Origin of the sequence: Micromonospora sp. NPDC003816 (genome assembly GCF_042874705.1) — a bacterium.
Taxonomy (GTDB): Bacteria; Actinomycetota; Actinomycetes; order Mycobacteriales; family Micromonosporaceae; genus Micromonospora.
In genome coordinates, this window is sequence record NZ_JBIANP010000010.1 from 37990 (window position 1) to 62402 (window position 24413).

Sequence of the window (24413 nt, forward strand, 5' to 3'; positions counted from 1 at the left end):
CGACGGGTCAGGCCGCCGGGCGGGTCGCCTCGACGAGAAAGCGCCGGGCGTACGCGACGAAGGGCCCCTCAGCCTCGATGCGGGCGTGCAGGCGGGCCAGCGCCGGCCGGTGCGCCGCCACGGTGAAGCCGGGCACCGTCCAGACCACCTTGCGCAGGAACCAGACCACCGCGCCGATGTCGTGGAAGACCGTCCGCAGTGTCGCCTCGCGCAGGTCCACCACGGTCAGACCGGCCGCGCGGGCCTGCGCGACCTCCTGCTCCGGATGCCGGTACGCCGGTGGCGGCAACGGCCCGAGCACGGCCTCGCTGAGTTCGCGTACCGTCCCCGGCCCGATCTGCTGCGACAGGAACGTGCCGCCCGGCCGCAGCACCCGCGCCACCTCCGGCCAGTCCGTCCGCACCGGATGCCGGCTGACCACCAGGTCGAAGCTGCCGTCGGCGAAGGGCAGCGGCGCCTCCGGGGACACCGCCACCACGGTCGCGCCGAGGGGACGCAGATTCTCCCGGGCCACCGGCACGTTCGGCGGCCACGCCTCGGTCGCCACCAGCCGTCGGGGCGGACGCGGCACCTCGGCGAGCACCTCTCCCCCGCCGGTGTCGACGTCCAGTGCCGCGTCGACGGTCGCCATCCGCTCCGCCACCAGGCGGGCGTACCCCCAGGGTGGACGCTCCTCGGTGGCCCGCCCGGCCAGCCAGTCGAACCCCCACCCCTCGACCGGGGCGGACTCGCCGTCGGCGAGTAGTTCCTCGAAGCTCGCTGCCGTGGACACCATGGGGGCCAGCGTCCTCGGGATGCCCTTGGCCCGGCAACCGGATTAGGTGTAAGGAGGGGTCCCCTGCTATGCACCAGGCGTTAGCAGGGGACCCCTCCTTACACATCCGTCCCTACGGGCGGGGCCGGACGACCTCCACGGTGGGGCCGTCCACGCCGCGCAGGCCGTCGAAGCCGGGCGCCGCGGCGCCGGCGGACTCGAAGTGCCGCATCAGCCGCGAGCCGAGGTGCACGCCGACGCCGCCGATCGCCAACGCGACCACCTGGACCACCAGCAGCGCGGGGGCCGCGCCCCGGTTCGCCGCGTCGGCCCGGACCAGGCAGGAGATCAGGAACAGTCCGGCCATGCCGGCGTTGACCAGGTTGAAGGTGATCGCGGTGCGACGGACCCGGTCCGGCGGCACGTCCCACAGGTCGACCATGCCGGCGATCGCGGTCAACGCCGCCGCCGCCAGCGCGGCCACCGCCGTCCAGTAGCCGACCTCACCGAGGAAGACCGGACCGCCGACCACGTCGGCGAGGTCGAAGATGGTCGCGCAGACGAAGAGCCCGTACGGGAACGTCACCAGCATCGGTTGGATGGGATGCCCCTGCACCCGCAGCCGGCTCTGCATCGATTCCCCCCTGGGTCGGATCAGCCGTCAGTCCAGGGTGCTACCCGGACGCCGGCCGGGTGAAACGACGCTCAGGTTTCCCGAGGTCGGGAGACCGTGCTGACCAGCCGCTCGGCCACCTCCCGCAACGGGATCGACAGTGACGAGGCCGCGCTGCGCAGCACCTCGAGGGCGTCCTCGGACGGGCAGCCGCGCTGCGCCATGACCACCCCGACGGCGTGGCCGATCACCCCGTCGGCCAGCAGCGCGGCGTCCTCGGCACCGACCACCGCGGCCCGCCGCTCCCGCTCGCGTACGGCGGCCAGCAACAGACCGGCGTGCTCGGCGAGCAGCATCGCGGTCAACTGGTGACCGGTGGAGAGCACATCGGACTCACCCGCATAGAGGTTGACCGCACCGATCACCTGCTCGTCGATGTCGACCGGTGCGGAGATCACGCCGTGCACACCGAACTCCCGGGCGCGGGGCGTCCAGTCCGGCCAGCGGGGCTCGGCGTCGAGGTTCTCGGCACCGACCATCTCCCGGCGGCGGATCGCCTCCATCGCCGGGGTGTCCGGGCCGAAGCTCACGTCGTCCAACCCGGCGAGCGGGGCGTCGGAGGCGGCCACTCCGGCGGGCTCGCCAGCCCGCAGCGCGGTGAAACCGCACCAGCTCACCCCGGGCAGGGCGTCACGGGTGATGCGCACCATCGCGGTGAGCGCCGCGTCGAAGTCGTCCACCGCGATGAGTCCGGCGGTGAGTTCCCGCAGCAGGGCCGCTGTCTCCAGGACGCCGAAAGTATCGGCCGGCGGAGGGCTGGTCTCCAGGTTCACCGGCAGCCCGCCCCGGTCCCCGCGGCCAGCGTCGTCACCTGAATCCTCCTCGGTCTGCGCCTCGACCTGACGGCGGCTCCGGTCGCACGGACCTGCCCTACTACCCACCAGAACATGGGTCGAAACGGCGCAAACCGAAGCCCCTCCCAGGGTACGACGACCGCCGGGAGGGGTGTGGTCGGGTCAGCGGGATCCGGCTCCGGACAGGCGACGGCCGACCGAGGCGATCAGTCGGTCCAACTCGGAGCCGAACGGGTTGTCGTGCACGAGGTAGGTCCAGGTGGCGCTGGGCCGGCTCAGCTCGGACTCGTCCGGCTCCCAGTCCTCGTCGAACTCGGTCTCCTCGAAGGTGGCCAGCGTACGGGCCTCGATCTCGGGCACCAGGTTGGTGAAGGCGGGCACGGCGGCGCGGTGGAACTCGTCCAGCGGGTCGAGGCGGCCCAGGGCACGCAGGTGCACACCCTCGCGTACCTCGGAGAGCTCGGCCAGGTGCGCGGCCCAGAGCCGGTCGAGGTGGTAGAGCGCGATCGACCGGGCGGCCCGGGCGAGCAGGTCCTCGTCCATCTCGCCGGCCTTGTCGGGCATCTTGTCCAGCAGCATCAGCGCCGCGACGTCGCTGGTCAGCAACCGCTCCCGGCGCTCGGCGAGTGCCTTGCGCTGCTGCTCGATGACCACGCTGTAGCGCCAGGTGTTGCGGTGGATCTCGTGGTTGACCCCTTCCGCGACCCGCTGCGCGTGCTCCACGGCGTAGTCCACCTGCGCGTCGGTGACCAGGCCGTCGGCGTTCATGCGCGGTGAGGGCGGCACGGCGTCGCCGGCGTGCCGGACCACCAGGTCGTCCTCCAGGCTGACGAAGAAGACCGACCCGCCCGGGTCACCCTGCCGCCCGGCCCGGCCCCGGAGCTGGTCGTCGACCCGGCGGCTGTCGTGCCGGCCACTGCCGATCACGTAGAGGCCGCCCAGCTCGGCGACCTGGTCCCGGTCGGCCTGGTCGCTGCCGCCGAGGCGGATGTCCACACCCCGGCCGGCCATCTGGGTGGAGACGGTCACCGTGCCGTGGGCACCGGCCTCGGCGATGATCGCCGCCTCCTCGTCGTCGTTCTTGGCGTTGAGCACCACGCAGGGCACGCCGGCCGCGTGCAGACCGGCGGCGAGTTGCTCGGACTCCTTGACGTCGAGCGTGCCGACCAGCACCGGACGCCCGTCGGCGTGGCAGCGCTGGATCTCGTCGATCAGCGCCTCCTCCTTCTCGGCCCGGGTGGCGTAGATGCGGTCCGGCTCGTCCACCCGCACGCACGGGGTGTTCGGCGGGATCACCGCGACCTCCAGACCGAAGAACTCCCGGAGCTGGTCGCCGACCAGCACGGCGGTCGCGGTCATGCCGCACACCTTCGGGTAGAGACCGATGTACGCCTGCACGGCGATGGTGCCCAGCACCTCGCCCTCGGCGGTGGCGTCCAGCCCCTCCTTGGCCTCGACCGCGGCCTGGAGCCCATCGGGCCAGCGTCGCCGCTGGGCGACCCGGCCACGCATCTCGTCGATCAGCTCGACCGTGCCGTCCCGGACGATGTAGTCCACGTCCCGGTGCAGCAGGGCGTGCGCGTGCAGCGCCACGTTCACCGCGGAGAGCTGCTCGACGTTCTCCTCGTCGTACAGGTCGATGCCGAGCTTGGCCTCGACGGCGGCCAGGCCGGCGGAGGTGAAGGCGGCGCTGCGGCCGTCCTCGGCGACGGTGTAGTGCTTGCCCTTGCGCAGGCCGCGCACCAGCCCGGCGGCGGTGTGTACGGGGTCCTGCTCGCCCGGCACCGAGCCGGCGAGCACCATCGGCACCCGGGCCTCGTCGATCAGGATCGAGTCCGCCTCGTCGACGATGGCGGTGCGCAGCGGCGGCTGGACCCGGTCGGCGATGTCGGTGACGAGTTGGTCGCGCAGGAAGTCGAAGCCCGCCTCGCTGACCGAGACGTAGGTCACGTCGCAGGCGTACGCGGCCCGCCGCTCGATCGGGGTGGACGCCTCGTTGACCCAGCCGACGGTGAGCCCGAGGAGCGTGTAGACCGGCTCCATCCACTGGGCGTCCCGGCGGGCCAGGTAGTCGTTGACGGTGAGCACGTGCACCGGACCGTTGCCGAGCCGGACGTGCCCGTACGCGGCGATCGCGGCGGTCAGCGTCTTGCCCTCACCGGTGGCCATCTCCGCGACCTTGCCGGAGAGCAGCGACATCGCGCCGAGCAACTGCACGTCGTACGGCCGTTGGTCGAGCCCGCGGCGGGCGGCCTCGCGGCCGAGCGCGCAGATCTCCTCGTAGCTCGACGCGGCGTCGGCGGCCTCGGTGAGTTCGGCGTCGTCGAACGCCGAGACCTTCTCCTCGCGGGCCTCGATGGCCGGCAGCAGCTTCTCCAGCGGGGCCAGATCGACCGTGGTCCCCGGGCGCTGGAGGAACCGGCGGAACCTGGTCTTCAACCGTTGCGACACACCCATGAGCCGCAACGGTACGCGACCGGAGGCCGGTTGTGACGGCCCGACCGGCGCGCCGTCGCGCGAGCCGACCCGGCCGCCCGCTCCTCCGACCGGTCGGCGGCGGCTAGTCCGCAGGTCAGCGACGCCTTGCGCACTGCGAGGTCCCGGCGGCGCCCCTCGTCGGATACCTGCCCGGACCGGACGCAATCAAACGTTCATCCGACGGGAACGTGCCGGGCGCACGGTGGTGATCAAGCTGGGGGATGGATCCGATTAGCGTGCGGGGTGCTGGGAAATCCGACTCCCGGTCTTCCCGCGACGATCAGGGGGTGCCTGTGCGGAACACTGAATCTCTGGTCTCGCCCGTGGTGGAGGCCTGGGCCACGTATCGGACGACCTCGGCGGCCGACTGGCCGACGCGGCGGCTGCTGCGGGCCAAGGGTGACAGCCGGGTCAGCGTGGTGTTGCCGGCGCGCAACGAAGAGGCCACCGTCGGGGCGATCGTGTCGACCATCCGCGAGCACCTGATGGACCGGGTGCCGCTGGTCGACGAGTTGATCGTGGTCGACTCGCGGTCCACCGACCGGACCGCCGAGGTGGCGCGGGCGGCCGGCGCCGAGGTGGTCGGCCAGGACGCGATGACCCAGGGGCTGCCCCGGTTGACCGGCAAGGGCGACGCGCTCTGGGCCGGGCTGGCCGCGGCGGAGGGCGACGTGGTGGCGTTCGTCGACGCCGACCTGCGGGAGTTCCGGCCGCACTTCGTCACCGGGCTGATCGGCCCGCTGCTCACCGACCCGTCGGTCGACTTCGTCAAAGGCTTCTACCACCGGCCCCTGATCAACACCAGCGGGGTGGAGGCCGACGGCGGCGGCCGGGTGACCGAGCTGATGGCCCGGCCGATGCTCAACCTGTTCTGGCCGGAGCTGGCCGGTTTCGTGCAGCCGCTGGCCGGTGAGTACGCCGGCCGCCGCGAGGTGCTGGCCCAGGTGCCGTTCGTCTCCGGTTACGGCGTGGAGACCGCGATGCTGATCGACCTGCTGGAACTCGTCGGGCTGGACGCGCTGGCCCAGGTCGACCTCGGCGAACGCAAGCACCGGCACCAGGACACCGCCGCGCTGGGCCGGATGTCCGCGCAGATCATGCTCACCGCCTGGTCGCGGCTGCAGCGCCGGGGCTGGGCCAACCCGGACGTGCTGCCCACCGCGCTGCTCACCCAGTTCCGCCGGGGCGGCTCCGACGCCCTGCCGAACCTGGACCGGGAGATCGTGGTGAGCGACGTGTCGGTGGAGGAGCGCCCGCCGCTGGCGGAGCTACGGCACCGGGTGCCGCGACGGCGGGTGGCGGCCACGTCGTAGCGACGCTCGGGGCGGTAGCGCTCCCACGTCGGCGGCGTACGTGACGGCGGGTCACCGCAGCCCGGCACGGTTTCGCCGGGCCGCCCGTCGGGTAGTTGGCAGGCCGTGCGGCGGGTGGGATCCAGGAGGCCGCAGGGCGGGCGAGAGCGCAGGCGGGCGAGGACGAGTCGAGGGCGGAGATGGCGAGCCGGATCATCTGTGAGGTAGACGACGCAGCAGCGGTCACCGTCGTCCGGCTCGCCGGCACCCTCGACCTGACCACCACCCGGACGGCGTACCGCGTGCTGGACCGGTGTCTGGCCGACCAGCCCGACGCGCTGGTGGTGGACCTGTCCGGGCTGCGGGTGGATCACCCGTTGGCGGTGTCGGTCTTCGTCGCCGCCGCACGCCGCGCCGCCGGCTGGCCGGTGGTGCCGATGGTGCTCTGCGCGCCCGGGCCGGCGGCGGCCCCGCTGACCGAGTCGACGGCCTGCCGGGTGGTGCCGATGCGGGGCTCCTGCGACGAGGCGACCCGGGTGGCCGGCGCGTCGGCCGTGCCCCGGCTGCGGGTCCGGCTTGAGCCGGTGGCGGCGGCCTGCCGACGGGCCCGGGAACTGGTCGTCGACGCCTGCGCGCGGTGGAACCTGCCGGAGGCGGTCGGCCCGGCCTCGGTGGTGCTCAGCGAGTTGGTCGGCAACGTGGTGCGGCACGCCGGCACGCCGATGCAGGTGACCGTGACGCTGCGGCGGCCGTGGTTGCACCTGGCGGTGGTCGACGGCAGCAGCACGCCGGCCGAGGAGGGCCGGTCCGGGCACCGCGACGAGGGCGGCCGGGGCCTGCTGCTGGTACGCGAGCTGGCCGACCGCTGGGGCAGCGCGCCGGCCGGTGACGGAAAGGCCGTCTGGGCCACGCTAGCGGCCAATTGACCGAAATTCCCCCTCTCGCCTGGTTACATGGTCGACGGGGCGGGTAGCCACGCCCGTCCTTTTGCGTCGTCAGCGGGGTGAGAGCGCATGCCCAAGCGGGTAACCACCGAACCCGGACAGGACCGAGGGCCGGCCATCCTGGCCCCGGCCCGGTTCGGCGGCTATCCGGGCCCGCTGCGCAAGCCGTTGCCCGGCGGGAAGCTGGTCAGGTTCCTGGCCACCACCGACCACAAGCAGATCGGGCTGCTCTATCTGCTCACCTCGTTCGGCTTCTTCGTACTGGCCGGCATCGAGGCGATGCTGATCCGCGCCGAACTGGCCCGTCCGGGTCTGCAGTTCCTCTCCCCGGAGCAGTACAACCAGTTGTTCACCTCGCACGGCGCGGTGATGCTGCTGCTGTTCGCCACGCCCGCCGCGTTCGGCTTCGGCAACTACATCGTGCCGATCCAGATCGGCGCGCCCGACGTGTCGTTCCCCCGGCTCAACGCGCTGGCGTACTGGTTGTACCTGTTCGGTGGACTGATGGTGATCGGCGGGTTCCTCACCCCGCAGGGCTCGGCCGACTTCGGGTGGACCGCGTACACGCCGTTGAGCACCGTGGAGCACTCCCCCGGCGTCGGCGCGAACATGTGGGTGGTCGGCCTGGTCGTGTCCGGTCTGGGCACCATCCTCGGCGCGGTCAACCTGATCACCACGATCCTGACGCTGCGCGCGCCCGGCATGACCATGTTCCGGCTGCCGATCTTCACCTGGAACATGCTGTTCACCAGCGTACTGGTGATCCTGGTCTTCCCGTTGTTGGCCGCCGCGCTGCTGGCGCTGACCGCCGACCGGCTGCTCGACGCGCAGGTGTTCAACCCGGACACCGGCGGGCCGATGCTGTGGCAGCACCTGTTCTGGTTCTTCGGGCACCCCGAGGTCTACATCATCGCGTTGCCGTTCTTCGGGATCATCACCGAGGTCATCCCGGTCTTCTCCCGTAAGCCGATCTTCGGTTACACCGGCCTGGTGCTGGCCACCATCGCGATCACCGTGCTGTCGATGACGGTGTGGGCGCACCACATGTTCGCCACCGGCCAGGTGCTGCTGCCGTTCTTCAGCATCCTCAGTTATCTGATCGCGGTGCCGACCGGGGTGAAGTTCTTCAACTGGATCGGCACCATGTGGAAGGGGCAGCTCACCTTCGAGACGCCGATGCTGTTCTCCATCGGCTTCCTGGTGACGTTCCTGCTCGGCGGCCTCACCGGCGTCCTGCTGGCCAGCCCGCCGGCGGACTTCCACACCCACGACACCTACTTCGTGGTGGCGCACTTCCACTACGTGGTCTTCGGCACCGTGGTCTTCGCGCTCTTCGCCGGCTTCTACTTCTGGTGGCCCAAGATGACCGGGCGACTGCTCGACGAACGGCTCGGCAAGATCCATTTCTGGACCATGTTCGTCGGCTTCCACGGCACCTTCCTGGTGCACCACTGGCTGGGCAACGAGGGCATGCCCCGGCGGTACGCGGACTACCTGCCGACCGACGGCTTCACCACGCTCAACACGATCTCCAGCGTGTTCTCGTTCGTGCTGGGCGCGTCCACGTTGTTCTTCATCTGGAACGCCTGGAAGTCGTGGCGGTTCGGCGCCCAGGTGACGGTGGACGACCCGTGGGGTTTCGGCAACTCCCTGGAGTGGGCGACCACCTGCCCGCCGCCGCTGCGCAACTTCGACCGGATGCCGCGGATCCGCTCCGAGCGGCCGGCCTTCGACGCCAAGTACGGCGAACTCGTCTCCGACCTGGGTCGCGACCTTCCGCAGCGGACGGTCAAGCCGCCGCAGGACTTCCGCGACGAACTGCACCGCGAGACGCACCCGCCCGAGTCGCCGGCGGCCGGGGGCGCGCACGGTGCGCCGGAGGCCGAGGCGTACCAGCCCGCGCCGCAGTCCGGCGCCCGGCCGGTGCAGGTGCCGACGCCGGAGGAGGTCCGCCGTCCCAGCTTCGCCGACACCGACGAGCCGGAGGACGACCCGCTGGGCGCCGAGCGCCGGGAGCAGAACGACAGGTGGCGGCACCCGCGCGGACGCGGTGACGGCACCGGGAACTGAGCCGGCGGCGGAGTACGGCCGCGGATGTTAGGAGGGGTCCCCTGCTATGCCGGAGGCGTTAGCAGGGGACCCCTCCTTACCGAACCGGCCGGGCCGCCGTCTTCGCCGGCGCGGTCTCGGACTCGGCCGGGCCGTTCTGCCAGGGCGGCGGCGCGTCCGCGAGCATCGCCTGCCGCAACCAGGTCAGGGCTCGCGACAGCAGACGCGAGACGTGCATCTGGGAGATGCCGAAGCGGGCGGCGATCTCGGCCTGGGTCTGGTTGCCGTAGAAGCGCATCGCCAGGATGCGCCGCTCCCGCCAGGGCAGCCGGTGCAGCAGCCCGCTGACCGTCACCCGGTCGTCGACGGACTCCAGCGCGATGTCCGACTCGCCCACCAGGTCACCGAACTCGGCCGAGCTCTCCCCGCCGACCGGCGCGTTGAGCGAGGCCGGGCTGTAGCCGGCCGCCGACTCCAGCGCGGCGAGGATCTCCTCCTCCGGCGTCTCCAGCCGCTTGGACAGTTCGGCCACGGTGGGCGCGCGGGACAGCTCGCTGGTCAGCGCCGCCGTCGCCTGTCCGACCTCCAGGATCAGGTCACGCAACCGGCGGGGCACGTGCACACCCCAGGTGCGATCCCGGAAATGCCGCTTGATCTCACCCACGATGGTGATCGCGGCGTACGCGGTGAACGAGCCGCGTTCCGGGTCGTACCGGTCGACGGCGTTGACCAGCCCCAGACGGGCCACCTGTTCCAGATCCTCCAGCGGTTCCCCGCGTCCCCGGTAGCGGCGGGCCAGCCGGCCCGCGAACGGCAACGCGAAGCGGACCAGGTCGTCCCGCGCCTCGTGGCGGCGCTCGGGCGGCAGCCCGGCGATCCGCGCCGCGTACGCGAGCGCCGCCGCGTCGAGATCCTCCAGCCCCCGGTCCGTCGGTGGTGGTGTGGTCGTGGTGGTCTGTCCGAACATCCGCGCCTCCCTCAGGAAGGACCCCCGCCCGGATACGTGGACACCGGGCACGCGCGTGGACACGCACGGGCCGAGAAGTGGGTTCGTGATTGGGATGCCAGCGGGCGACGCCGCGCCACGGCAAGTGATCAGCCTGTCGCAGCCGGCGGTGTTCCCGCTCCGTAGGTACTCAATCACGGCGGCGCGGGTTCGCGAGGATGTTTCGTCAGCCTCGCCTCAACAGATGAGCAGGCCGTGCGGGGTGCCGCTGGCGCGCAGCGCGGCCAGCGCGTCGGGCACCGCGAGCGGCGGCGGGGCGGGCAGGTCGTACGGCTGGGCGCGGAGCACCTCGGTGGCCCGGCGGGTGGGCACGGAGGTGACCGGGTAGCCCCGCGCGGTGGCGCGGTCCAGGGCCCGGCGGCGTCGGCCGAACCCGGCGACGGCCAGCCACTGCGGCAGTCCGGCCAGCGCCGGTGAGCGTACGCCGGGCGGCTCGGGGAGCACGTCCACCGAGGCGAACGGTTCGCTGCCGGCGAGCCACCACTCGACCTGTTCGACGCTGCGCCGGGTGGCGTTCTCGCACCAGTACGGCACCATCCCCGCCCGCACCACCTGCCACGGGTCGAGCAGTCGGCCGCACTCCACCACCAACCGGTCACCGGTCTTGCCGGCGGCGCGCAGCCAGCGACGGTACAGGTCGGCGACGGCGGCGCTGAGCACCCCCGGTGCCGGGAACAGCAGCCGACGTACCGGATGCCCGGCGCGGGCGGTCCACTCCCCGACGGCACGGTCCAGACCGGGCTCCACACCGTGCTCGGCGGCGGCCGGCGGGGCGGAGATCTCCGGCGGATCCCAGTTCACGCCGTCTCCCCCGGAGGAGCGCAACACCTGCCGCAGCGCGGGGCTGTCCGGGTGGAAGTCGACCGGCTCCAGCCCGCTGGCCGGGCAGCCCACCTGGAAGCTGTGCCCGTCGGCGGCGTCGTGCACCGGCCAGGTCCGCGCGTCGCTCAGCACCAGCACCGGCGCGCCCGGCACCAACCGGTCGCTCAGGAATCGCCGGTACGCCGTGGGCAGCGTGCGCCACCGGGCGGTCAACGCGACCGTCACGCCGGCCAGCGAGCCCCTGCTGGCCGGGCAGTGCACCTGGCGTACGTGCAGGTCGGGGTTTCCGGCCAGCAGCCGTCCGGCGAGGGCGGCGCCGTGGTCCAGGGCGGCGCGGGGGCGGTCCACCGCGCCGCGCGGCCAGTGCGCGGTCATCTCGAAACCGGCGGGCAGCCACGGCATCCCGAGCGCGGTCGCCAGGTGGGCGGCGGCGCCGTGCGGCGAGCCCAGCAGCACACCGGGGTACCGGCCGCGCGGGTACTGGTCGACGAACCAGCCGGCGACCCGGGCGGCGTCGACCTCGGCGGTCTGCCCGGCGGTGAGGGCCACCCGTCCGGCGGTACGGGCGGCGGCGGCGCGGCGGATCGGGTCCGGAGTGCCGGCGAACCGGGACACCGGGCCGACGTGACCGAGGTCGGCACAGTCGGTGCCGCGCAACGCACGGGCGACGGCGGCGACGAGGATCCGGGACGTGCTGCCGACCGCGACCACCCGGTCGCCGGTCAGCCCCGCACCCGCTGCCGTGAGTCCCGGTCGCGATCCTCGCGCCGGCCCCACCGTGCCCCGTTCGCTCACGCGGCCCGGCTTCCCGCCCGGATGCGCCTTAAACAGGGCATCCCTCCACCGAGCGGGATCAATCAGGTGATCTTCGACTGTCCACCCCGACGGTACGCAACACCCCGGCGGGGTCCATGCCGGCCGGGCCGACCACCAGCTCCAGCAGGCACGGCCGGTCCGCGCCGAACGCCTCGGCCCCGGCCGCGCCGACCAGTTCCGGCCGGTCGACGCGGATGCCACGCAGACCGAGCAGGCGGGCCCAGCCCGCGTACGGGACGTCGTCGGTGGGCGGGTGGGGCGACCCGGCGTACCGGGGGTGCCCGGAGCGGGTGTTCAGCACCAGCAGCACCAGGCGCGGATCGGGCCACGCCGCCCGGTGTCGGGCGACGGCGACCAGTTCGGCCAGCCCGGAGGCGCGCATCCCCTCGTCGGCGACGACGGCGAGCACCGGACGGGCCGGGTCGGCCAGCTTGGCGGCCAGCGCGTACGGCACGGCCGTGCCGGGGGCACCGTCGGTGCGCAGCACCTCGACACCGGCGGGTACCCGCAGGTGGCGGGCGTACCCGGCGACGGTGCCGCCGCCGTCCACGGTCACCGCGCCGCCCGGGGGCAGCCGGGTGACCAGGTCGTCGATAGCCTGCCACGGGTCGACCGCCCGGCCGGGGCCTCCCGGGGCGCGGCGGGCGGACGCGTCGGCGGGCAGCACCAGGCAGACCGGTCCACCGCCGCGCAGGGCGCTGCCCAACGCCTCGTCCACCAACTCCGGTGCCCGGGTCGGGTCGGCGACGTACCGGACGTGCCGACACGTCCCGGCGAAGCGGGGGCCGTCGTCACGGTGCCCGTCCGGCTGCTGCTCGCCGAGCACCGCCAGCACCGGCAGGCCGGCCCGCCGGGCGGCGTCGAGACCGCCGAGCAGACCCAACGCGTCCGGCCCGCCGTCGGAGAGGCAGACGCCGACCCCACCCGCGAACCGGGCGTGCCCGGCGGCCATCAGCGCGGCGCTGTCGGCGTGCCGCACGGGAACGAACTCCGGGTCGCCACCGGCCGCGTGCAACGCCTCGACCAGCGGCGCGGTCGCCGGGCCCGGCGCGCCATACACCCGCGCGACCCGCCAGGCCAGCAACCGTGCGACGACCGCGTCCGCGACGGCCGGGTCAGACACCGCCCCGTCCCGGCGTGACCGGGTCGACGTAGCGCAGCACCGCACCCACGCCCTCCACGAGCTGCGGAGCCTCGTCCGGGCCCAGCACGGTCAGTTCGGCGTCGGTGCCGACCAGCGCCCGCACCAGCGCCGCGTCGGCGCGTACCCGGGCCGGCTCGGCCACGGTGACGAGCTGACTCGGATCGGTGGCGATGTCGGTGGCCGCCGGGCCGATCCAGAGCTGCCCGTCGGCGGACGGGTCGTCCACCAGCAGCATCGTGTCGACCTGGTTGCGTTGCAGCGCGGCGACCACGGCGTCGAGTCCGGCGCCGACGTCCTCCTGGGTGCCGAAGCGGTCCAGCGCGGCGGTCACCCGCTGGTCGGCTAGATCGGCGATGGTCTGCACGGTCAGGTCGTCGAGCAGGCTCTGGTCGGCCCCCTCGGCGCGGGACCCGGCGTCGGTGCGGACCACCATGTCCTGCCAGCGGGCCGGCATCTGGGCGGCGATCATGCCGGTGGCCCGGATGTCGCCGGCCACCACGACCACCTCGGCACCGACCCGTTCGGCCAGCTCCACGGTGGCCGCGGTGACGTCGCCCGCGTTGTGGTGCCACGCCTCCATGGCGGCGCGCTGGTAACGCGACTGCGACCAGCCGCCGGGCTTGACCCGGCGCAACGGGAAGCTCTCCCGGCCGGTGACGTGAGCTCGTCGGGGCACCCCGCCGGCGCTGACCGACATCGCGTCGGCACCGGTCCGGTCGGCCAACACGCGTACCCACGCGACCTGCTCACCCCGTTGGGAGAGCAGCGGCATCACGTGCGGCAACGGCGCGTACGCGGCCAGGTCCCGCCGGGGTGGCGCGGCCAGGTACTCGGAGAGCACCACCCGCCCCTGGGCGCCGAAGACGGCGATCCCGTAGTCCCCGGGCAGCGGGTCGTGCCCGCGGACCACCCGGTCGATGGCGGCGATGGTCGGTTCGTCGGCCCCCTGCTCGGCGAGCTGCTGTTGCAGCCCGCGCCAGCGCAGGTCGAGGGCGGCGTGGGCGTCCTCGGTGTCCATCGAGGCGTCCAGGTAGACCGAGCACCACGGACCCGGGCGCTGATAGAGCGGGCGCAGGAAGGACAGCTGCATGCTCGACCCCTTTCCGGCTCGGCCCACCGCTTACCCGCGCCACCCGGCTTGTCACCTGCCGGCCACCGCGTGACCGATTTTCATTCACGTCGTTCAACCCCGAGGATCGATACGATCTGTGAGCAGAAGCGGACTCTGGGTGGTGGACATGGACACGACGTCGTACTCGCGGCGCAGCCTGCATCCGACCGGTCGGATCCTCACCGCGCAGATCGTGCGGCTGATGGACGGTTACCCCCGGGAGGTACGCGTGGGGCAGCCGGTGCTGATGGTGGTGGTGGCCGCCGCCGGGGTGATCGGCCTGCTCGCCAAACTGGTGCGGGCCGCGCTCAGCGCCGGTTCCGGCACCGGCCGCCGCACGTTCAAGGAGCTGAAGAAGGGACCGGAGTACCTCGTCACGCCGGTCCGTCTGCGCGACTCGAACGGCAAACTGTACGAGGTGGAGCTGCACGGACACCTGCCGCAGAGCGCGCTGCACCCGGCCGACCACGTCCAGCTCACCCTGCGCGACCAGGGCGACCCGGATCTGGCGCCGAAGATCGAACGGATCGTCAACCTGACCACCGGTCAACTTCTACGGCCGCGTACCGCCACCATGTGGTCACACCTCGGCCCACCGCTGCTGCTCCAGGCCACGCTGGGTCTGCTGCTCCTGGCCGGGCTGGCCGCCTGCACCGCCCTCACCTGAGGGTCAGCCGACCGGGGCGGGCTCCCGCTGCGGCGCGGACGTGGTGTCGAGCATGCCGCGTCGGCGGGCCCAACGCTCGAAGACGATGGTGGCGAACGGCGGCACCGCGCAGGCCAGCGCCACCACCGTGGCCGTCAGGCTCCACCGGTTGACTCGGGCCACGGCCAGCACCAGCAGCCCGTACACCACGAAGAGCGCACCGTGGATCGGGCCGAACACCTTGACCCCCAGCTCGTTGTCGGGCGGGCCGTACTTCGCCGCCATCCCGGCCAACAGGCCGGCCCAGGAGATCGCCTCCGCGATCGCCGCCACCACGAACAGCCGGGTCACCTTCTCGCGCACGTCAGCCATGGTATGTGCCGCCGGATCCGTGAAACGCACGTGGTCGGGGCTTCCACCCGGAGGCATGGACGTGCCACGTCGGGGGTACCACGGGTGACAGGGTGGTGACCATGGGCGAGGAAGTCGGCGCGCAGACCTTCAGTCGCCAGGATCGGGCTCGCTACCGGGACAAGGTGCGGCGCTGTCTCGACGTCTTCGCCGAGATGCTGCGGGAGTCCCGGTTCGACGTCGACCGGCCGATGACCGGCCTGGAGATCGAGCTGAACCTGGTGGACGAGGACTCCATGCCCACCATGCGCAACACCGACGTGTTGCGTGCGGTGGCCGACCCGAGTTTCCAGACGGAGCTCGGGCAGTTCAACGTCGAGATCAACGTGGCGCCCCGGCGGCTGACCGGCACCGGCCTGGCCGAGTTCGAGCAGAGCGTACGGGCCAGCCTGAACGCCGCCGACCAGCAGGCCCGGACGGTCGACGCCCGCCTGGTGATGATCGGCATCCTGCCGACCGTACGCCCCGAGCACCTGACCGCCGCGACGCTGTCGCCCAATCCCCGCTACGCGTTGCTCAACGAGCAGATCTTCGCCGCCCGGGGCGAGGACCTACAGATCTCGGTCAACGGCGTGGAACGGCTGTCGGTGACCGCCGACACCATCACCCCGGAGGCCGCCTGCACCAGCACCCAGTTCCACCTCCAGGTCTCCCCGGCGCAGTTCGCCGACTACTGGAACGCCGCCCAGGCCATCGCCGGGATCCAGGTGGCGCTCGGCGCGAACTCGCCGCTGTTCTTCGGCCGGGAACTGTGGCGGGAGACCCGCATCCCGCTGTTCCAGCAGGCCACCGACACCCGCCCCGAGGAGATCAAGTCGCAGGGCGTACGGCCCCGGGTGTGGTTCGGGGAACGCTGGATCACCTCGGTCTTCGACCTGTTCGAGGAGAACGTGCGCTACTTCCCGGCCCTGCTCCCGGTCTGCGACGACGAGGACCCGTCCGAGACGCTGGCCGCCGGTGGCGTACCGAACCTGGCCGAGCTGCGGTTGCACAACGGCACGATCTACCGCTGGAACCGACCCGTCTACGACGTGCACCGGGGTCGCCCGCACCTGCGGGTGGAGAACCGGGTGCTGCCGGCCGGGCCGACCGTGCTGGACACCGTCGCCAACGGCGCCTTCTACTTCGGACTCGTCCGGGCACTCGCCGAGGCGGACCGGCCACTGTGGTCGCAGATGTCGTTCAGCGCCGCCGAGGAGAACTTCAACACCTGCGCCCGGCACGGCATCGACGCGCGCGTCTTCTGGCCCGGCCTGGGCTACCTGCCCGTCACCGAGCTGGTGCTGCGTCGCCTGCTCCCGCTGGCCCAGCAGGGCCTGGACCACTGGGGCGTCGACCCGGACGAGCGGGACCGCCTGCTCGGCGTCATCGAGCAGCGCTGCCTCACCGGCCGTAACGGCGCGAGCTGGCAGGTCGCCACGCTGCACCGGCTGGAGTCGACCGACCAGCTCGACCGGCCGGACGCGCTGCGCGAGGTGCTGCGGCACTACGTGGAACTGATGCACAGCAACCGCCCGGTCCACGAGTGGCCGATCCCCTGACAGCCTCCTGACACAGAGAGTGACCAGAAGGGCACGGGCATTACCGTAGGTGCGACGTCCTTCCGCCGGGTCGAGAGGATCCGCCGATGCCTCCGTCACACCGACACTCCGTCACCCGCCTCGTCGCACCCCTCCTCGCGCTCGCCCTCGTCGGCGGCGCCCTCCAGCCCCTGCCCGCCGCCGCCGGCCCGCGCACCGGAACCGCCACCACCGGCGAGCTACGGACCACGATGCGGGACGCCGCCACCGGCGCCGACGCCCGCGGCTGCCTGAATCTCATCCCGGTCGACCGCGACCCGCTCACCGTCGTCGCCATCGGCGAGGAACAGATCGGGCGGCACGCCGGCTGCAACGGGATCGAGGGCGGTGCGGTGGTCGTCACCACCGTGCCACCCGGCCGCTACCGCCTGCTCGCCCGACCCTACGAAACCCACCACGGCCTGCAGTGGGTCGGCGCGCACGGCGGCACCGGCCAACGGGAGAAGGCGACGGTCGTCACGGTGCGGGCCGGCCGGACCGTCACCGCGCCGACGGTCCGCTTCGACCCACCGGGTGCCGTCACCGGCCAACTGTCCCAGCCGGACGGCACGCCGCTGGTCTACTACGCGAGTGTCACGACGATGCCGTTCGTCGCGCATCCCAAGTACGGCAGCCCCGGCGCCATCAGCGACGACGACGGCCGATACACGCTGACCGGCCTCGGGCCGTACCACTGGCCGTTGTACTTCAGTGCGAACCAGATGGCCAGCCAGTGGTCCGGCGGCACCGCCGACTGGCGCGAGGCCCGCACGGTCCGGGTCCGCGCCGGTCGGACCGCCACCCTCGACCAGACGCTCACTCCCGGCACGGTGCTCAGCGGCACCGTCACCGCCCCGGACATCTCCTACTACGCGCAGGTGATCGCGTTCCATTCCCGCACTGGTGACGTCGTGGGCGTGTCGGACGCGGGCTCCGAATACACGCTGCGGCTGCTGCCGGGGCAGTCGGTGGTGCTGCGCTGCGACTGCGCGTACACGCCGAGCCGGTGGTATCCGAACGCCGCGCAGATCGGCGGCGCCCAACCCCTGCGGGTACGCGGCACCCCGTTGACCGCGCACTTCGACTTCACCGGTGCCACCGTGCCGTGAGCCCGGTTCAGCGCAGGGCGCCCAGGGTCAGCGCGGTCGCCCGAGCGAGAAGGACGTCGTCGGACTCGGCGTCCTTCCCGCCCCGGCCGGAGATCACCGCCAGCACGATCGGAGGCCGGTCCGGGGGCCAGAGCACCGCGATGTCGTTGCGGGTGCCGTAGCCGCCGGCTACGCACGGTAAAGCGGATCCGCGAGGAAGGTCACTTCGGTCGATCGGCCATCGATCGGTGGCCGCGCGCCGCCCGGGTTCAGCCGCCCGCCTGCCACACCTTCCAGAGGCCGTATACGGCCGAGACACCGAGCGCCACGGTGCCCAGCAGGACCGCCTGGCGGCGCTGCGCACTCGGACGCACCTGGGCGACGACGGTGGCCGCATAGAGCAGCGCCACGATGATCGTCCAGGCCCACGCGGTGGAGATCCGTTCGTCGACCCGGCAACCGGCCGGCGCGGGGTGGACCGCCGGGCACACGTCGACGCGCGGCACGGCCAGATACCAGAAGCCGGCCCAGGCGAGGACCGCGACGGCGCTCGCCACGGCGACCGCCAGCCAGGGTCGGAGCACTGCGGGCACGGCCACCTCCTTCGGGACACCCGGGGGCGTCGGACGTACGGGACACCCGGGGGCGGCCAGCGTACCGGTCGCGGATCCTCGCGCCGGAGACGGCACCGCCCGCCGCCGACGGTGGGTGACCGTCGACGGCGGGCGGGTGAGCCTGGTCGGAGCCCCGGCGGTCAGTCGACGCCGAACTCCATGGCGGCACGGTCGAGGGCCGCGTCCTCGGTCGAGGAGACACCCCGGGAGGCGATCGCCTCCGCGCCACCCTCCGGCATCGCCCCGATCAGCCCGGTGGAGGCGGCCTGCGCGGCACCGAGCACCCGCTGCGGCGCGCCGCCGACCATGCCCAGGTTCGCGTACTGCTCCAGCTTGGCCCGGGAGTCGGCGATGTCCAGGTTGCGCATGGTGAGCTGGCCGATGCGGTCCGCCGGACCGAACGCCGAGTCCTCCGTACGCTCCATGGACAGCTTGTCCGGGTGGTAGCTGAAGGCCGGGCCGGTGGTGTCCAGGATCGAGTAGTCCTCGCCCCGCCGCAGTCGCAGCGTCACCTCGCCGCTGACCGCCGTGCCGACCCACCGTTGCAGCGACTCGCGCAACATCAGCGCCTGCGGGTCCAGCCAGCGACCCTCGTACATCAGGCGACCGAGACGACGACCCTCGTTGTGGTAGTTCGCCAGGGTGTCCTCGTTGTGGATGGCGTTGACCAGCCGCTCGTAGGCGGCGTGCAGCAGCGCCATGCCGGGGGCCTCGTAGATGCCCCGGCTCTTGGCCTCGATGATCCGGTTCTCGATCTGGTCGGACATGCCCATGCCGTGCCGGCCGCCGATGGCGTTGGCCTCCAGCACCAGGTCCACCGCGCTGCCGAACTCCTTGCCGTTGATCGTGACCGGGCGGCCCTGGTCGAACCCGATCGTCACGTCCTCGGCGGGGATCTCCACCGTCGGGTCCCAGAACCGCACACCCATGATCGGATTGACCGTCTCGATGCCGGTGTCCAGGTGTTCGAGCGTCTTCGCCTCGTGCGTGGCGCCCCAGATGTTGGCGTCCGTGGAGTACGCCTTCTCGGTGCTGTCCCGGTAGGGCAGGCCGCGCTCCTGCAGCCACTCGGACATCTCCTTGCGACCGCCCAGCTCGGTGACGAAGCTGCTGTCCAGCCACGGCTTGTAGATCCGCAGCTGCGGGTTGGCCAGCAGGCCGTACCGGTAGAAGCGCTCGATGTCGTTGCCCTTGAAGGTCGACCCGTCGCCCCAGATCTGCACGTCGTCGGCGACCATCGCGCGCACCAGCAGCGTCCCGGTGACCGCGCGCCCCAACGGCGTGGTGTTGAAGTACGCCCGCCCGCCCGAGCGGATGTGGAAGGCGCCGCAGGTCAACGCTGCCAGCCCCTCCTCGACCAAGGCGGCGCGGCAGTCCACCAGGCGGGCCAGCTCGGCGCCGTAGTTAAGCGCGCGACCGGGCACCGAGGCGATGTCGGGCTCGTCGTACTGGCCGATGTCGGCGGTGTAGGCGCAGGGCACCGCGCCCTTGTCGCGCATCCACGCGACCGCGACCGAGGTGTCGAGGCCGCCGGAGAAGGCGATGCCGACACGTTCACCCGTGGGCAGGGAGGTAAGAACCTTGGACACAAGGAAGAGTATGCACCACCCCGCATACCCATGCAAGTCGGCGGTGCAAGGAAGGGCCCCCTGCTAACGCCTCGTGCATAGCAGGGGTCCCCTCCTTACATCCGGGTGCCGCGCGCCCGAAGTCGCTCCCACCACCTCGCGTTGAACAGCTCTCCGGCAGCTGGAGCGCTCGGCCAGACGGGCGATGAATGGAATGATGGACCCGTCGATCGAAGGCCATCCCGATCTGGTCGCGAGGAGAGTCGAGCCGATGGATCTTGGCAAGCTGTGGGCCGACCTGACGACGGAGTTGCTGGAGGTCCTCACCACGTACCGGTCACGCGTGGCCGAGCTGGACGTACGGGAGAAGGCCGACCACACCCTGCTCACCGAAGCCGACCTCGCAATCGAGCAAATGATCATCGGGAGGATCCGGGAGATCGATCCCGAGGCACGGATTCTCGCGGAAGAGTCCGGCAGCGGCACGTGGCGTCCGGGCTCTGACGAGGAGCCCGAGCGGATCTGGGTCATCGATCCGATCGACGGCACCGCCGAGTTCGTCAAGCCGGAGAGCGCGGAGTTCTGCTCCGTCGTCTGCCTGTTGGAGCACCGGGAACCGGTGGCCGCACTCATCGTCGCCCCTGAACTGGCCGCCGGTCGTATGCCGGTCGTCGTGGTCGCCTCACGATCTGGACGGACGATCACCGTCAACGGCAGGCCCGCCCGTCACCACGAGGAACCGACACGTGTCGTATCCCTGACCCGTAGCGCGGGCTCGACGCCACCGCCGCACGAGAACGGCATGATCGACGCCGGGTACGCGGTCAAGACGCGCACCACGTCACAGACGTTGGACATGCTGCGCACCGCCCTGGACCTCACCGATCTCGCGGCACACTCTCCACGCTTCGACCTCTTCTATCGTCCTCGGCAGAAGGTCTGGGACGGTCTCGCGGGCTTGTGCCTCGGTGAGATCGTCGGTCTAATGTCCACGGACGTGAATGCCATTCGCCGCCTTCCGGTGTCGATGGAAACGCTCGCCCAACCAGAGCCGACTTTCGCCAGCACCGTGATGGGTCGCCCGGAGGCCGTGAAGTGGTTCGTGGAGCTAGCTCGGGACTCCCCCACCGGAACACCGAAGTCCTCGTAGACGTCACATCGATCATCAGTGCCGAAGATTTCGTGGTTGCCCAGAATCACGGCACTCGCCCTGGCGACCCCTTCGCCCGTCAGTCGTTCGTGGAACTGATCCAGTCCCTGATCTTCATGGAGCGGGTCTGGGTCGCCCATCCGGTCCTCGCCCGGCCCTCCGCCGCTGATTTCGGCGGCAAACCGCACCTGCTGCGTGCGCTCGCCGACGCCGGCCTGCTGCACCCACTGCAGCTCGGCGACGCCGAGACAAGCCGGGTACGCGGTGCAGAGGAGGAGGCTCTGGACGAGTTGCAGAGCCGGCGCGGGAATCAGGTGCTCGGCCAGTTCATCGAGCAGGCGATCGCGTGTGATGACGCGATACCCGGCGTGCGCAACTCGCTGTCGAAGCGGATCCATGGATGGTGTGCCTTCCAGGCGGCGCACGTACGGGTGGAGGGCCACCACACGGATCGCATCGGTACCGCTGACGGTGTCGAGGACGATCCCTTCGGCACCTGGGCACGGGCGGCATCGATCGTGCTCCGGGGCCCGCTGCGGTCGATGGCTCCGCCCGACGAGGAGGTGTACGTCGCGGCGACTCTGGCGCGGGGCCTGAAGTACCGCTCGCGGGCCGACGCCACCGGGCTGACCTATCAGGCACATCCGATCCGACGTGATTTCCTGCTGACCTTCGATCTCTCCACCGAAGGCGCGACGGAGGGGGTCGTACTCGACGTCATCAAGGCCATTCGCGGCATCCACGAGACTCTCGTGACGGCGGCGGACGACAACGACACCCACCGGGTGCAGCTTCTGGAACTCGAACTGCCGCTGCTCGGTGGGCGGCTCTGGCAGGCTGCGGAGACCGGTCGGATGAACGAGCGCGACTGGATCGGGCTGGTCGTCGCGCGCATCGCCGAGTACCGCGAGAAGGCGGCCGACCTGCGCGCCGCCGTCGCCAGGTGCGTCACCGACGAGGATTACCTGCGTCTCGCTCGGGACATCAGCGGAGCGAAACGACAATTGCTGGAACGGCTCGGCCTACGCAAGGTCGCGCTCTCGACGGTGGAGCAGGAACTGGTCAACGGGGTCGCGTCGGTGACCGAGTCGCTGCCCGGCGTGCCCAAGGTGGCCGGGATGTGGATCGGCGCACGGGCGATCGGGAAGCAGGTCTCCGCCACGGGTACACCGGTGCAGCGGTTCCTCTACAAGGAGTTCTACCGCGCCTGGAAACGCGCCGGCCGCTGAGCGATCTATCGCGTGTGCGAGGTGCCGGCTGCTTCGCGGAGGGCGGCGATCGTGGTGCGTACGGCGGGAGTGTGTTCGACGGCGTCGTGCACCACCACGTGGATCGAGCGGACCGGTGTCGGGCGGACCACCCGGATCGGAGTCACACCGTCCGGCAGGTGTGCGGCGCCGAGCGCGGGCAGCACCGTGAGGCCGATGCCGGCCGCGACGAAGGCGAGCGCCGTCCGGTAGTCGTGCGCCTCGACCCGGAACGCCGGGCTGAATCCGGCGGCGGTGCAGGCTTCGAGGAGTTTGGCGCGGCACCAGCCTCGGGCGAAGTCGTTGTCGACCCAGCGTTCTTCGGCGAGTTCGGCGAGGTCCACCTCGTCGTGGCCGGCGAGGGGGTGCCCGGCGGGCAGGACGGCCACGTACGGGTCGTCGACGATGTGCTGGGCGGTGAAGCCCGCACCGGGATCGAAGCCGGGGTCCGCCACGACCACCTGGACGTCGGCGCGTTCCTCCCGACTGTCCGGGATGTGCTCCCGGAGTTGCAGGTCGATCCGGACGCCGGGCAGGTCGGCGAGGATGCGGCGTACCACCAGCGGCATCCACGCCTCGCCCACCGACGCGAAGTACGCGATGGAGAGCGAGCCGGTGCGACCGGTACGCAGGTCGGCGATCAGCGACTCGGCCGCGCCGACGCGGGCGAGCACCCGGTCCGCCTCGGCGGCGAGGGCATGGCCGGCGGCGGTGGGACGCAGGCCCCGGCCGGCGCGGGCGAGGAGAGTGAGCCCGGTCTCGCGTTGCAGCGCGGTGAGGTGCTGACTGACGGCGGAGGGGGTGTAACCGAGGTTGGCGGCGGCAGCCTGGACGGAGCCGGAGGCGACGACGGAACGGAAGACCCGGAGGCGGTGGACGTCGAGCACCTCACAACCGTAAAGCAAAACTTAACTGTCGTGAAGAAAGAGTCGCTGGTGCTGAATCGTCGAGCATTCGAGAATCGGTCCATGACGCTCACCGAAGCTCCCGCCAGGGCCGCCGCCGACGACTCCCGTGGCGCGTCGTACCCCCGACCTGCGGCACCGCGCCGGTCCTGGCCGATCGTGGTAGCCGCCGGGACCACGGTCGTGCTCTGGGCCTCGGCGTTCGTCGGCATCCGCTTCGCCGGGCACGACTACTCGCCAGGCGCGATGGCGCTGGGCCGCATGGTGGCGGCCTCCGCCGCGCTGACCCTGTTCGTCGCCGTCACCCGGCGGTTCCGGGTCCGGCACACCGAAGCGACGGTCCCCCGCCGGGTCGCCGTCCCCCGGGGCGGCACGCTGGGGCTGATCGCGCTCTGGGGCGTGGCCTGGTTCGGCGGGTACAACGTGGCGCTCAACGCCGCCGAACGACTCATCGACGCCGGGACAGCCGCGCTGCTGGTGGCGGTCGCGCCCATCCTCGTCGCGATCGCCGCGACACTCGTACTCGGCGAGCGGCTCACCGGCCGCCTCGGCGTCGGGGTGACGATCGCCTTCGCGGGCGTGGCCCTGATCGCGGTCGGCGGCTTCACCGGGCACGCCGACCCGGTGGGCGTCGCGCTGGCGGTGCTCTCCGCCCTGCTGTACGCCTTCGGCGTACTGCTCCAGAAGCGTCTCCTGGCGCGGGTGGACGCGGTGACGATGACCTGGCTCGGCGCGCTCGCCGGGACGGCGGCTCTGCTGCCGTTCGCGCCCACGCTGCTCGCGGAGTTCGCCGCGGCGCCGCTCCCGGCGACCCTGGGCGTGCTGTTCCTCGGCGTGTTCCCGACCGCGATCGGCTTCCTCACCTGGGGTTACGTCCTGTCCCGCTGGACGGCGGGCCGCACCACCGCCGCGACCTACCTGGTCCCGCCGGTGACGGTCCTGCTCTCCTGGACGCTGCTGGGTGAGGTACCCGCGCCGCTCGCCCTGCTGGGCGGCACGCTCTGCCTGGCCGGCGTGGTCTTCGCGACGCGCCGCTGAAAGAACGGCGGCACGGCCGCACCGCCAGGCGCGCGACGCCGGCCGGTGCGGCCCGTCGCCACGCATTCCCGCCAGGAGTACGCGCCGACCACCGACCCGTCCGCCACCGGGTGGCACCCGGCCCCGCTCGTGCCTCGCCGCGCCGCACGTGGACCCGCTCGCGCCTGACAGGCTCGTCGGCGTCCCAGCTCGCTCCCCACGGCAGGTGCGCGCCTCCGCTCGCGCCTCGAAGTGTGCTCCCCGGCCCCTTTCGAGCTGACGGCACAGACGGATCAGCGGCACCGATCGACCTCGGCGTGGGACC

The 24413-nt window shown here is 72.1% G+C and carries 22 protein-coding genes; 9 read left to right on the plus strand and 13 right to left on the minus strand.

The genetic code is table 11. The features are described from left to right. Positions 1-7: 7 nt before the first annotated feature. The 4 genes from ACFYTT_RS25200 to secA2 form a co-directional block, all read right to left on the minus strand. Positions 8-775, minus strand: a complete 768-nt coding sequence (locus tag ACFYTT_RS25200; RefSeq protein ID WP_131053491.1) for a class I SAM-dependent methyltransferase — start codon at positions 773-775, stop codon at positions 8-10. 112 nt (positions 776-887) lie between these two features. Further along, a complete protein-coding gene (locus tag ACFYTT_RS25205) occupies positions 888-1388 on the minus strand; it encodes a DUF2231 domain-containing protein (RefSeq protein WP_387262786.1) in 501 nt (166 codons plus the stop codon). 71 nt (positions 1389-1459) lie between these two features. Further along, positions 1460-2200 carry a GAF and ANTAR domain-containing protein gene (locus ACFYTT_RS25210; RefSeq protein WP_131053489.1) on the minus strand — a complete coding sequence of 247 codons (741 nt, stop codon included), beginning with the start codon at positions 2198-2200 and terminating at the stop codon, positions 1460-1462. Between the two features lie 183 nt (positions 2201-2383). Next, a complete protein-coding gene (gene secA2 / locus ACFYTT_RS25215) occupies positions 2384-4678 on the minus strand; it encodes an accessory Sec system translocase SecA2 (protein WP_131053488.1) in 2295 nt (764 codons plus the stop codon). A gap of 347 nt (positions 4679-5025) precedes the next feature. Between secA2 and ACFYTT_RS25220 the strand changes: the two genes are divergently transcribed. The 3 genes from ACFYTT_RS25220 (at position 5026) to ctaD (ending at position 9005) form a co-directional block, all read left to right on the plus strand. Continuing rightward, positions 5026-6012: a glucosyl-3-phosphoglycerate synthase gene (locus ACFYTT_RS25220; RefSeq protein ID WP_236145758.1), complete on the plus strand. Its 987-nt coding sequence runs from the start codon at positions 5026-5028 to the stop codon at positions 6010-6012. A gap of 179 nt (positions 6013-6191) precedes the next feature. Next, positions 6192-6917 (plus strand): ATP-binding protein, encoded by a 726-nt coding sequence (locus tag ACFYTT_RS25225; protein ID WP_131053487.1) that lies wholly within the window; start codon positions 6192-6194, stop codon positions 6915-6917. An 87-nt stretch (positions 6918-7004) separates the two neighbouring features. Beyond that, positions 7005-9005: a cytochrome c oxidase subunit I gene (ctaD, locus tag ACFYTT_RS25230; protein WP_176094340.1), complete on the plus strand. Its 2001-nt coding sequence runs from the start codon at positions 7005-7007 to the stop codon at positions 9003-9005. A 76-nt stretch (positions 9006-9081) separates the two neighbouring features. Here the strand turns inward: ctaD and ACFYTT_RS25235 are convergent, their stop codons facing one another. The 4 genes from ACFYTT_RS25235 to ACFYTT_RS25250 all read right to left on the minus strand — a co-directional run bounded on the left by ACFYTT_RS25235 (position 9082) and on the right by ACFYTT_RS25250 (position 13862). Continuing rightward, positions 9082-10128, minus strand: coding sequence for a SigB/SigF/SigG family RNA polymerase sigma factor (locus tag ACFYTT_RS25235; protein ID WP_236145757.1), 1047 nt, complete (start codon positions 10126-10128; stop codon positions 9082-9084). A gap of 39 nt (positions 10129-10167) precedes the next feature. Beyond that, positions 10168-11589 carry a hypothetical protein gene (locus ACFYTT_RS25240; RefSeq protein ID WP_387262948.1) on the minus strand — a complete coding sequence of 474 codons (1422 nt, stop codon included), beginning with the start codon at positions 11587-11589 and terminating at the stop codon, positions 10168-10170. A gap of 76 nt (positions 11590-11665) precedes the next feature. Beyond that, positions 11666-12751, minus strand: coding sequence for a thiamine pyrophosphate-binding protein (locus ACFYTT_RS25245; RefSeq protein WP_387262791.1), 1086 nt, complete (start codon positions 12749-12751; stop codon positions 11666-11668). Continuing rightward, positions 12744-13862, minus strand: coding sequence for a Vms1/Ankzf1 family peptidyl-tRNA hydrolase (locus ACFYTT_RS25250; RefSeq protein WP_387262793.1), 1119 nt, complete (start codon positions 13860-13862; stop codon positions 12744-12746). Before ACFYTT_RS25250 ends, ACFYTT_RS25245 begins: the two co-directional genes overlap by 8 nt. A gap of 148 nt (positions 13863-14010) precedes the next feature. On the opposite strand from ACFYTT_RS25250, the gene ACFYTT_RS25255 reads away from it, so the two are divergent. After that, complete coding sequence (locus tag ACFYTT_RS25255) at positions 14011-14550, plus strand: hypothetical protein (RefSeq protein WP_387262950.1); 540 nt, start codon at positions 14011-14013, stop codon at positions 14548-14550. Between the two features lie 3 nt (positions 14551-14553). Here ACFYTT_RS25255 and ACFYTT_RS25260 read toward each other — a convergent pair whose 3' ends face one another. Further along, entirely contained in the window at positions 14554-14901 is a 348-nt protein-coding gene (locus ACFYTT_RS25260) for a DUF3817 domain-containing protein (protein ID WP_131054293.1), read from the minus strand. Between the two features lie 101 nt (positions 14902-15002). On the opposite strand from ACFYTT_RS25260, the gene ACFYTT_RS25265 reads away from it, so the two are divergent. Then, positions 15003-16481, plus strand: coding sequence for a glutamate--cysteine ligase (locus ACFYTT_RS25265; RefSeq protein WP_131054292.1), 1479 nt, complete (start codon positions 15003-15005; stop codon positions 16479-16481). Positions 16482-16567: 86 nt separating this feature from the next. Then, the gene (locus ACFYTT_RS25270; RefSeq protein ID WP_387262797.1) at positions 16568-17608 is read left to right on the plus strand and encodes a carboxypeptidase-like regulatory domain-containing protein; all 1041 of its coding nucleotides are present in this window, start codon (positions 16568-16570) and stop codon (positions 17606-17608) included. Positions 17609-17615: 7 nt separating this feature from the next. Here ACFYTT_RS25270 and ACFYTT_RS25275 read toward each other — a convergent pair whose 3' ends face one another. The 3 genes from ACFYTT_RS25275 to argG form a co-directional block, all read right to left on the minus strand. Beyond that, entirely contained in the window at positions 17616-17744 is a 129-nt protein-coding gene (locus ACFYTT_RS25275) for a hypothetical protein (protein ID WP_387262800.1), read from the minus strand. Positions 17745-17856: 112 nt separating this feature from the next. Continuing rightward, on the minus strand, positions 17857-18180 hold the full coding sequence (locus tag ACFYTT_RS25280; RefSeq protein ID WP_357217187.1) for a hypothetical protein: 324 nt from the start codon (positions 18178-18180) through the stop codon (positions 17857-17859). Positions 18181-18341: 161 nt separating this feature from the next. Then, positions 18342-19790 (minus strand): argininosuccinate synthase, encoded by a 1449-nt coding sequence (argG, locus tag ACFYTT_RS25285; RefSeq protein ID WP_387262803.1) that lies wholly within the window; start codon positions 19788-19790, stop codon positions 18342-18344. A 196-nt stretch (positions 19791-19986) separates the two neighbouring features. Here argG and ACFYTT_RS25290 point away from each other — a divergent pair, with 196 nt between their 5' ends. Both ACFYTT_RS25290 and ACFYTT_RS25295 read left to right on the plus strand, forming a co-directional pair. Next, positions 19987-20919 (plus strand): inositol monophosphatase family protein, encoded by a 933-nt coding sequence (locus ACFYTT_RS25290; RefSeq protein WP_387262806.1) that lies wholly within the window; start codon positions 19987-19989, stop codon positions 20917-20919. 89 nt (positions 20920-21008) lie between these two features. Further along, positions 21009-22148, plus strand: a complete 1140-nt coding sequence (locus ACFYTT_RS25295; protein WP_387262809.1) for a hypothetical protein — start codon at positions 21009-21011, stop codon at positions 22146-22148. 5 nt (positions 22149-22153) lie between these two features. Here the strand turns inward: ACFYTT_RS25295 and ACFYTT_RS25300 are convergent, their stop codons facing one another. Then, complete coding sequence (locus ACFYTT_RS25300; RefSeq protein WP_387262812.1) at positions 22154-23053, minus strand: LysR family transcriptional regulator; 900 nt, start codon at positions 23051-23053, stop codon at positions 22154-22156. Positions 23054-23134: 81 nt separating this feature from the next. On the opposite strand from ACFYTT_RS25300, the gene ACFYTT_RS25305 reads away from it, so the two are divergent. Beyond that, positions 23135-24109, plus strand: coding sequence for a DMT family transporter (locus ACFYTT_RS25305; RefSeq protein WP_387262815.1), 975 nt, complete (start codon positions 23135-23137; stop codon positions 24107-24109). The last annotated feature ends 304 nt before the right edge of the window (positions 24110-24413 follow it).